At 57.6% G+C, this 9,854-nt stretch carries 8 protein-coding genes and 1 rRNA gene; 1 reads left to right on the top strand and 8 read right to left on the bottom strand.

Annotation, left to right across the window (positions count from 1 at the left end; all coding sequences use genetic code 11):
* Window positions 1–107 precede the first annotated feature (107 nt).
* From cydB to cyoA, 7 genes are all read right to left on the bottom strand, one after another.
* The gene (gene cydB / locus H146_RS0108620) at window positions 108–1,112 is read right to left on the bottom strand and encodes a cytochrome d ubiquinol oxidase subunit II (protein WP_019951475.1); all 1,005 of its coding nucleotides are present in this window, start codon (window positions 1,110–1,112) and stop codon (window positions 108–110) included.
* 16 nt (window positions 1,113–1,128) lie between these two features.
* Window positions 1,129–2,535, bottom strand: coding sequence for a cytochrome ubiquinol oxidase subunit I (locus H146_RS0108625; protein ID WP_019951476.1), 1,407 nt, complete (start codon window positions 2,533–2,535; stop codon window positions 1,129–1,131).
* A gap of 149 nt (window positions 2,536–2,684) precedes the next feature.
* Window positions 2,685–3,584 (bottom strand): heme o synthase, encoded by a 900-nt coding sequence (gene cyoE / locus H146_RS0108630; protein WP_019951477.1) that lies wholly within the window; start codon window positions 3,582–3,584, stop codon window positions 2,685–2,687.
* Window positions 3,585–3,593: 9 nt separating this feature from the next.
* On the bottom strand, window positions 3,594–3,911 hold the full coding sequence (gene cyoD, locus H146_RS21320) for a cytochrome o ubiquinol oxidase subunit IV (RefSeq protein WP_019951478.1): 318 nt from the start codon (window positions 3,909–3,911) through the stop codon (window positions 3,594–3,596).
* Window positions 3,908–4,522, bottom strand: coding sequence for a cytochrome o ubiquinol oxidase subunit III (gene cyoC, locus H146_RS0108640; RefSeq protein WP_019951479.1), 615 nt, complete (start codon window positions 4,520–4,522; stop codon window positions 3,908–3,910). Before cyoC ends, cyoD begins: the two co-directional genes overlap by 4 nt.
* Window positions 4,523–4,524: 2 nt before the next feature.
* On the bottom strand, window positions 4,525–6,507 hold the full coding sequence (cyoB, locus tag H146_RS0108645; RefSeq protein ID WP_019951480.1) for a cytochrome o ubiquinol oxidase subunit I: 1,983 nt from the start codon (window positions 6,505–6,507) through the stop codon (window positions 4,525–4,527).
* Window positions 6,508–6,511: 4 nt separating this feature from the next.
* On the bottom strand, window positions 6,512–7,462 hold the full coding sequence (cyoA, locus tag H146_RS0108650; RefSeq protein ID WP_026351856.1) for a ubiquinol oxidase subunit II: 951 nt from the start codon (window positions 7,460–7,462) through the stop codon (window positions 6,512–6,514).
* Window positions 7,463–8,101: 639 nt separating this feature from the next.
* Here cyoA and H146_RS0108655 point away from each other — a divergent pair.
* Window positions 8,102–9,478 carry an MFS transporter gene (locus tag H146_RS0108655; RefSeq protein WP_026351857.1) on the top strand — a complete coding sequence of 459 codons (1,377 nt, stop codon included), beginning with the start codon at window positions 8,102–8,104 and terminating at the stop codon, window positions 9,476–9,478.
* 277 nt (window positions 9,479–9,755) lie between these two features.
* On the opposite strand, the gene rrf is transcribed toward H146_RS0108655, so the two are convergent.
* A 5S ribosomal RNA gene (gene rrf, locus H146_RS0108660) occupies window positions 9,756–9,854 on the bottom strand; the annotation flags it as partial.

Raw genomic sequence — 9,854 nt, forward strand, 5'->3', positions numbered from 1 at the left:
TGCGGTTTGCGAAAACCTCTTTTCTGCACAGACCTGTTAAAGGTGGCGCAAAACGAAGAAGGGTACCCTTTCGGGTACCCCGGTGTAATCCATGCCGTGCAATCGCGTCAGTGATAGCCCTCGCCTTCGCGCACCTTGCCGCGAAAGACATAATAGCTGTACGCCGTATAGGCCAGCACCATCGGCACCAGTATCACATAGCCGATGATCAGAAAAAGCTGACTGGCGCGCGCCGAAGAAGCCTCCCAGAGAGTGACGTCGGGAGGAATGATAAGCGGAAAGAAACTGATTACCAGTCCCGAAAGGCCGAGGAAGAAAAGCCCCAGCACCTTCAGAAACAGCAGCCTTTCCTGAGAGTGCGTCACGCCATTCCAGATACTCCAGGAGAGCAGCGCCACCAGAATCGGCACCGGTGCGAACCATATGATGTTGGGAAAAACGAACCAGCGCTCGGCAATACGCCCGTTGAACAGCGGTGTCCAGATACTGATCACCACCATGGCCGCCACCACCAGCAGGGTCAGCGGGCGCGCCAGTCGATAAAAACGCAGCTGTAGCTCACCCTCGGTTTTCATGATCAGCCAGCCGGCCCCCAGCAGCGCATAGCCGGCCATCAGTGCCAGCCCGGTAAACAGCGCAAAGGGTGAAAACCAGTCGAATCCGCCACCCTGAAAGCTGCGCTCAGTGACCGTCAGACCATTGATAATGCCGCCCAGCACGACCCCCTGACTGAAAGTGGCCACGATAGCGCCGCCGCTGAAGGCGAAGTCGAACCACTTGCGCGAACGGTTCGACTTGAAACGAAACTCGAAGGCGATACCCCGAAATATCAGTGCCAGCAGCATCAGAATCAGCGGTAGATAGAGGGCCGGCAGAATAACCGCATAGGCCAGCGGAAAAGCGCCATAGAGACCGGCACCACCGAGAATCATCCATGTCTGGTTACCGTCCCACACCGGCGCCACCGAGTTCATCATCACATCGCGGCGATGATCTCCCTGAACAAAGGGAAAGAGGATACCCACACCCAGGCTGAAACCATCCATCACCACATACATGGCCACGGCGAAACCAATCAGGAAATACCAGATTACCGGCAGATCAATGGTCATTGTCCAATACTCCCGATCAGTTCTGCTCGTCGATGCTGTTTTCAGCCGCCGACATCGGTCGCTTGGGCTGGCGATCATGCCCGGGGCCGCCATCCGGTACCATGTCCATCGGTTCCGAGCGGATCAGTTTGAGCATGTAATAGATACCAATTCCGAAAATAATGGCATAAACGATCATGAAACCGAGCAGCGAGGTCCACATATAGCCCACGCCATGATGGGAGACCGCATCGGCGGTACGCAGCATGCCGTAGACCACCCAGGGCTGACGACCCGCCTCGGTCGTCACCCAGCCTGCCAGTAGCGCAATAAAACCGATCGGCGAGGCCGTCATGGCAATACGCTGAAACCAGCGGGTTTCGAACAGGCGGCCTTTCCAGCGCAGGTAGAGCCCCAACAGACCGATACCCAGCATGGCAAAGCCCAACCCCACCATGATACGAAAGCTCCAGAATACCAGCGGCACATTGGGCCACTCATCCCGCGGCCAGTCACTGAGCCCCTGAATCTGACCATCAAGGGTGTGCGTCAGAATCAGGCTGCTGGCATAGGGCACGGCAATTTCGAAGTGGTTGGTGGCGTTTTCCATATCCGGCAGGGCGAACAGTACCAGCGGCATGGCACCACTACCCTCCTCGGTGTGCCAGTGCCCCTCCATGGCAGCGACCTTGGCCGGCTGGTGCTCGAGGGTGTTGAGACCGTGCATATCGCCGGCGATGATTTGAACCGGCAGAGCGATCAGGATCGCCCACATCGCCATCGAAAACATCTTGCGCGCCGCCTGATCGCGGCGATTGCGCAGCAGGTGATAGGCACCGACACCACCCACTACAAAACCGACAGAGATAAAGGCGGCCAGCCCCATATGTACGATGCGGTAGGGGAAGGAGGGATTGAACATAATGGCCAGCCAGTTGGCCGGCTCGAAACGGCCATTGATCAACTCATAACCCGCCGGCGTCTGCATCCAGCTGTTGGACATCAGAATCCAGGTCATCGAGATCAGCGTGCCCACCGCCACCAGGCAGGTCGCGGCAAAGTGCAGCCGCCTGCTCACCCGCCCCTCACCGAACAGCATGATGCCGAGGAAACCCGCCTCCATAAAAAAGGCCGTCAGCACCTCATAGGTCAGTAGCACACCGGTAATATCGCCGGCGCGCTCGGCAAAGCCGCTCCAGTTGGTGCCGAACTCGTAGGCCATGACCACACCCGACACCACGCCGAGACCAAAGACCACAGCGAAGATACGCACCCAGAAGCGGTAAAGATTATGATAAACCTCGTTACCGGTTCTGAGCCAAAGCCCTTCCAACACCATCAGATAGCTGGCAAGACCGATCGAGAAGGCGGGAAAAAGGATGTGAAAGGAAACAGTAAAGGCGAACTGGAACCGAGCCAGGTCCAGGGCATCAATACCCAGCATTGGCGTGGGTCTCCCGGTTTTGAGAAGTCAACTACGACGTTGAACTAATGTAGGGCACTATTGATTGGAATGGAAACGGGCGAGACAAAATGCCGCAGCCGGCTGACATCACGGCAGTCGGCTGCGCATAACACCGCTGAACAAGCGACTCAGAGCGGCGTGACGATTGCGGCAAGGACCGGGTCGGCTGCTGGGTGGCGGTAGTCAAAGGCCATTACCGCACTCAGCGCCGTCACTACCATAATCGATATACCAAAAAGCTGACGCGCCCAGCGACTGTCCTCCTCGCGGCGATAGCGAGTGATCGCCACATAGAGCCACCAGCCGGACAGCGCCAGCGACACCGCAAGGTAGACAAGTCCAGTGTAGCCGGCCACGAACAGCAGCAGCGAGGCGACTCCGAAAGCGACGATATAGGCCACTGTCTGTCGCTTGGCCGCGGCAATGCCGCGTACAGCAGGCAACACCGGGATACCGGCGGCACGATAATCATCCAGACGAAAGATAGCGATGGCATAGGAGTGCGGCATCTGCCACAGACTGAAGATGATCAGCAACAGCAGCGCTCCGGCATCGAAACGACCGCTGACGGCGCAGTAACCGATTACCGGCGGCGAAGCGCCCGACAGGCTGCCAATCAGAGTGCCGTGCACCGAGTGCCGTTTCAGATAGAGGCTATAAACCCCGACATAGATGACGAAACCGAACAGCGCCACGCCGGCCGCGAGCGGATTGGCGATGAACAGCAGAAGCAGAAAGCCGACCGCGCCAAGCAGCGCAGCAATCAAAAGCGCAGTGGTAACGCCGATAGAGCCATCGACCAGCGCACGCTTGCGCGTGCGCTCCATGCGCTCATCAATATCACGGTCGATGACGTTGTTGAACACACAGCCGGAGGCGACAACCAGCGACACCCCCAGCACTGTCGCGAAAAACAGCAGCGGATCGATGCTGCCACGCGACGCCAGAAAGAAACCTCCTGTTACCGAAATCAGATTGCCGAAAACAATGCCCGGCTTGGTCAGCAGGAGGTAGGGCTTCAGGGACATCTTCGCCTTTTACATCATGTTCATGTGCAGGTGATGCATGATCCACAGCGAACCGGCGATCACCAGCACCAGTATGACGACTGCAAAGGCCAGCGAAGTGACGTTCCACCCCCCGTCATCATCGACATTCAGGTGCATAAACAGAATCAGCTGCACCAGCACCTGAACGATGGCAGCAATCGAAATGGTAAGCGCCATGGCGGTAGTACTGAAATTCCCCAACGTCACCACGCCGAATGCGACCAGTGTCAATACGATCGAAATCGCCAGACCGGTGACATAGGACTTCATGCTACCGTGATCGGTGCTTTGGTGTTCATTGCTCATACCATGACTCCAAACAGGTAGACGAAGGAGAAAACACAGATCCAGACAATATCAAGGAAGTGCCAGAACAGGCTGAGGCACATCATCCGCGGCTTTGTCATGTCATCGAGTCCGCGCTTGCGAATCTGAATAAACATGATCGCAATCCAGATCAGACCGAAAGTGACGTGCAGACCATGCGTGCCGACCAGGGTAAAGAAGGCGGAGAGAAAGCCGCTCCTGCCCGGACCGTGACCCTCGGAGATGAGATGATGGAACTCATAGAGCTCCAGCAGAATGAAGCCCAGACCGAGTGCAAAGGTAACCGCCAGCCACTGGAGCACCTTCTCTTTCCTGCCGGCCTGCTGGGCCAGCATCGCCACGCCGAAGGTAAAGCTGCTGACCAACAGCAGCATGGTCGAGACAAAGATCAACGGCAGCGCGACGATGTCATCCGGGCCCGGCCCACCGGCGGTCCCTCTGAGCAGGACCGCGTAAGTGGCAAAGAGCATCCCGAAGATCACCAGGTCGCTCATCAGATAGATCCAGAACCCGAACACCTTCAGGCCGGTTGTATCATGATGCTCGTGCTCGCCGTGGTGATCGTCCTGCTTGAGTGTTTCAGTGGCCATGGTTACGCCTGCATCCCCAGTTTCTCGTGGTACTCCCGCTCGATTCTTTCTACTTCGGCAGCGGGCACGTAGTAGTCGGTATCGTCATTGAAGATACGGAACATGAAGGTCACGAACATGCCGATAATGCCCACAGCCACAAGCCACCAGATATGCCACACCATCGCGAAGCCGAAAATCAGGCTGAACAGCGAGAGGATCGGCCCTTCTGTAGTGTTCCTGGGCATATGAATATCTTCATAGTGCGTACTCAACTCACGCTTGTAGCCACCGGGCTGCTGCTTCTTCTCCCAGAAGGGATCGATCGAGTGAACTTCGGGCAGATGAGCGAAGTTGTAGAATGCCGGCGGAGAGTGCGCCGCCCACTCCAGCGTACGGCCGTCCCAGGGGTCGCCGGTCAGGTCACGATTCTTGTGGCGGTCACGAACGCTGACGAACAGCTGCATGATCAGGCACAGGATACCGAACAGGATCAGTACGGCGCCAAACAGCGCTACAAACATCAGCGGCTGCCACTCAGTCTGCTCATAGGACTGCATACGACGCACCGCACCGTCGAAGCTCAGGATATAGAGCGGCACGAAAGCGAAGTAGAAGCCAATCTGCCAGAACCAGAAGGAACGCTTGCCCCAGGTCTCGTCCAGCTTGAAGCCGAACGCCTTGGGGAACCAATAAGTCAGACCGGCCAGCATACCGAACACTACGCCGCCAATGATGACGTTGTGAAAGTGCGCGATGACGAACAGGCTGTTGTGCAGCACGAAATTGGCACCGGGCACGGCCAGCATCACACCGGTCATCCCACCCAGCGTGAAGGTGATCACGAAGCCAATGGTCCAGAGCACCGGCGAGGTGAACTGAATGCGCCCACGGTACATGGTGAACAGCCAGTTGAATATCTTCACCCCGGTGGGGATGGCGATAATCATCGTGGTGATGCCGAAGAAGGCGTTGACGTTGGCGCCGGCCCCCATGGTGAAGAAGTGGTGCAGCCAGACGATGAAAGACAGTACGGTAATGCCGACAGTCGCCCATACCATGGTCTTGTAGCCGAACAGACGCTTCTTGGTGAAGGTCGCGATCACCTCGGAGAAAACACCGAAGGCCGGCAGTATCAGGATATAGACCTCGGGGTGCCCCCACGCCCAGATAAGGTTGACATACATCATCATGTTGCCACCCATATCATTGGTAAAGAAGTGCATGCCGAGGTAGCGATCCAGTGTCAGCATCGCGATGGTCGCGGTCAGGATCGGGAAGGAGGCAATGATCAGCACGTTGGCGCACAACGCCGTCCAGGTGAAGATCGGCATACGGAACATCGTCATGCCCTTCGTCCGCATCTTGAGAATGGTGACGAAGAAATTGATGCCGGTAAGCGTGGTGCCAATACCCGATATCTGTAACGCCCATATCCAGTAATCGACGCCTACACCCGGACTGTACTCTATGCCCGATAATGGCGCATAGGCGAGCCAGCCGGTCATCGCGAACTCACCGACCACCAGCGAGACGTTGACCAGGATAACGCCTGCCGCAAACAGCCAGAAGCTCAGGTTGTTCATGAATGGAAAGGCCACGTCGCGCGCGCCAATCTGCAGCGGCACCACAAGGTTCATCAGCCCGATCACCATGGGCATGGCCACGAAGAAGATCATGATAACGCCATGAGCGGTAAATATCTGATCGTAGTGATGCGGCGGCAGATACCCCTCGGCGCCACCAGCGGCGATCGCCTGTTGCGAGCGCATCATAATGGCGTCGGAAAAGCCTCGTATCAGCATAACAATCGCTACGAGGAAATACATGATGCCGATCTTTTTGTGATCGATCGACGTAATCCACTCCCGCCAGAGATAGCCCCACTGACGGAAATAGGTAACACCCGCAACGACCGCGGCACCACCGATGGCGATAACAACCGCCACTGACATAACGATCGGGTCGTGAAAGGGGATGGCGTCCAGACTCAGTTTTCCGAACATGAGGTTACTCCGCTGCTTGCGCACTCATGGCGTGCGCCTGATCCGAACTGTGGTTTTGTTCCCGACCGTGGTTACCGTGATTACCATCCGAAGGGCCACCACGGAACCGGTTCAGAATGTCCTGATAAAGATGAGGCGCGATCTGCGAGAAATATTCTACCGGATGGGCAACCGTGGGCTCGGCCAGCGCCTCGTACTCCTGCGGGTAGGTGAGGGTATCGGGAGATTGTCGTACCTGCTGAACCCACTGCTGGAACTCCTGCTCGCTGGTGACGCGGGCGTCAAAAAGCATCTGCGAGAAACCACGACCGCTGTAGTTGGTCGAACGACCTCTGAACACGCCTTCGCGATCGCTCTCCAGGTAAACATCATTATCCATACCGGCCATGGCGTAGATCTGGCTACCCAAAGTGGGAATCATGAAGGAGTTCATGACGGTTCCCGAGGTCACCTGGAAGCGCACCGGCTGGTCGACAGGAAAGGCGACCTCGTTGACGGTGGCAATATTGAGGTCCGGATAAATGAAAAGCCACTTCCAGTCCAGCGATACCGCCTGAATCTCCATAACCTCCTCGGGATTTTCGGTAACCGAGTTGGGGTTATGGGGATCGTACTGGTGCGATGTCTGCCAGGTGATGATTGCCAGGAAGACAATGATGACCAGCGGAATGAACCAGACGAACACTTCGATGATCGTCGAGTGCTCCCAGTTGGGCGTATATTTTGCGGCCAGGTTGGTTTGACGATACCGCCACGCAAAGAGGATGGTCATGATGATGACCGGAATCACGACGATCATCATCAATGCAAAGGCGGTAAAGATCAGTGATCTGAGCCCCTGGCCCACCTGGCCGGCGGGGTCAATGAGGGCCGCGTCACAGCCGCTCAAAAGCAGCAGTGGTACGACCAGCCACATCATCACTCTCAAAGGTTTGAGGGAGTTCCTTTTTCTCATCTCACGCTCTCTTGAACGGCCAGCTTGAACACTTCGCCTGCTATCCTGTCGCATGCGACAGGATCGGGGAAAGCGACGTCAGGGTCGGCTACCCCGTAAGCATCCGCTCCGGATGCCGCGCCAACGGCTGACGCTGCGGGATCATCGAAAATCCTGTCTGGGGGATTACTCGGACAAATGCCTGGTCGGATGTTTCCATCGCGCAGCGAGCGGCGGTCATAATCCGGTACGGCGAGAAGCCTTGCAAACAAGTGGATGCACGAGTTGGCAGTGAACTGCGCTCCACCCCCGGTATTGTTCAGTTTTTCGCCTGTCGACTTCAAGCCCTGTGTGAACTCGAGGCATCTTCTGCGGTCATAGTTGTCAGCGACATCGAACCGCAGTTAGCGTCCACTTCGCCCCGGGGTCGCCTTTCAGGCATTCAGCTCTTCATGGCAAACAGAGCTCTGACGAAATCGGCACGCTGCCTGCGACAAAATACCGCAGCATGATACAACGCCCATCGCACGAGCGCCATGGTTGGCGTTGCGGTAAAACCCGGCCCAACACGGTGGGCGGCACCCTCAGGCCTCGCCCGGGTTTTTTATACTCGCCCGGCGAGCGTAGAATACTTACCCCTGTTCCAGTTCGCGGAGCTGTATGCGATCCCTCCCCTTCCTTCCCGGCGAATATCGCGCCATGATCGGCTTGGGCCTTCTCTATGCATTTCGCATGCTGGGGCTTTTTATGGTATTGCCGGTACTCTCGCTGTACACCCGCGACCTGCCCGGCGCCACCCCTTTTCTGGTTGGCGTCGCGCTGGGTGGTTATGGCCTGACCCAGGCCGTTTTGCAGATCCCTTTCGGTATGCTTTCAGACCGAATAGGCCGCAAGGAGGTCATCGCTGCCGGACTCTGCCTGTTTCTGCTTGGCAGTATCATCGCGGCCCTCTCCTCGTCGATCTACGGCATTATCATCGGCCGCTGCCTGCAGGGCAGCGGTGCCATTGCCGGCGCCCTGATGGCGCTGCTGGCCGATCGTACCCGTGAAGAGGTGCGCACCTCGGCCATGGCTGCGATAGGCATGAGCATCGGTGTTTCCTTTGCTCTCGCCATGGCGATCGGGCCACTACTGGCTGAGTACTTCGGCCTGAGCGGTATTTTCTGGAGTACCTCACTGCTTGCGGTGGCAGGCCTGGTCATTCTGTGGCGTCTGGTACCCGCTGCACCGGCGCGGCGACAGCATCGCGATGTGGGTGTCGATCCGCGCCAACTGATCGCCATGCTACGCCGCCCTGATCTGCTGCGCCTGGATTTTTCCATACTCTGTCTTCACGCACTGCTTACCGCCGCTTTCGTGGCACTGCCGCTGGAGCTGGAGGCGCTGGGTATTGCGCCCCGTTACCACGGCTGGGTCTATCTTCCCATCATGGCGCTTGGTTTTATCGCCATGCTGCCACTGATCATCGCTGCCGAAAAATATCGCCGCATGCGCCCGATTTTTCTGAGCACCGTGGCGATTATGGCGCTTTCGCTGCTGGGCCTGGGCGTTTTTGAAGACAGTCGCTGGAGCGTGCTGGCACTGCTGTTTGTGTTTTTTACCGGCTTCAATCTTATGGAGGCCACCCTCCCCTCCATGATCAGCAAGATCGCTCCGGTGGGCGCCAAGGGTAGCGCCATGGGAATCTATTCAACCAGCCAGTTTCTCGGTGCCTGTCTGGGCGGCGCGGGTGGTGGCGCCATCGTGGGTGTGGCAGGTATCGATGCGCTGTTCCAGTTTTCCGCTTTGCTGGCACTCGTGTGGTTCCTGAGTGTGCTGGGTATGCAGCCGCCACGTCACCTCTCCAGCGAGATCATCGCACTCGACGAGACACTGGACGCCCGAGACAAACAATTAAGCAATCGGCTCGCAGCTATCGCCGGCGTGGAGGAGGTCATGGTGGTAGCGCAGGAGCGAATCGCTTACCTGAAGGTGGACCGCGACAAGCTGGACAGAGAGGCTTTGGCGCACCTATCTCGCCGACAGCAGGAACCGTAGAGCGGCAGAGTCGTTATCGGCAGCAGGCGCCTGAAGAGCAGAGGCCCCGGCAAACCATGTTGCCGGGGCCATTTTTTCACTGCGGGACTAGCGCCCCTACGTAGCGACCATCGGGTCGATTCACTTCGATACTTAAAGCGGTTGTGCGGCCGCTCCGACCGAGGGCGGCACGCCGCCCGACGACGCGAGTGGCCGATATAAAGGGACCCCGACCCTGCCGGGGTCGGGGTCCTGAAAAAGCAAAACCCCGACCATGGGCCGGGGTTTCAAAAAGGGTGCCTGACGATGACCTACTCTCGCATGGGGAGACCCCACACTACCATCGGCGCTGAGCGGTTTCACTGCCGAGTTCGGGATGGGATCGGGTGGGACCCGC

Origin of the sequence: Kushneria aurantia DSM 21353 (assembly GCF_000382245.1) — a bacterium.
Lineage (GTDB): Bacteria > Pseudomonadota > Gammaproteobacteria > Pseudomonadales > Halomonadaceae > Kushneria > Kushneria aurantia.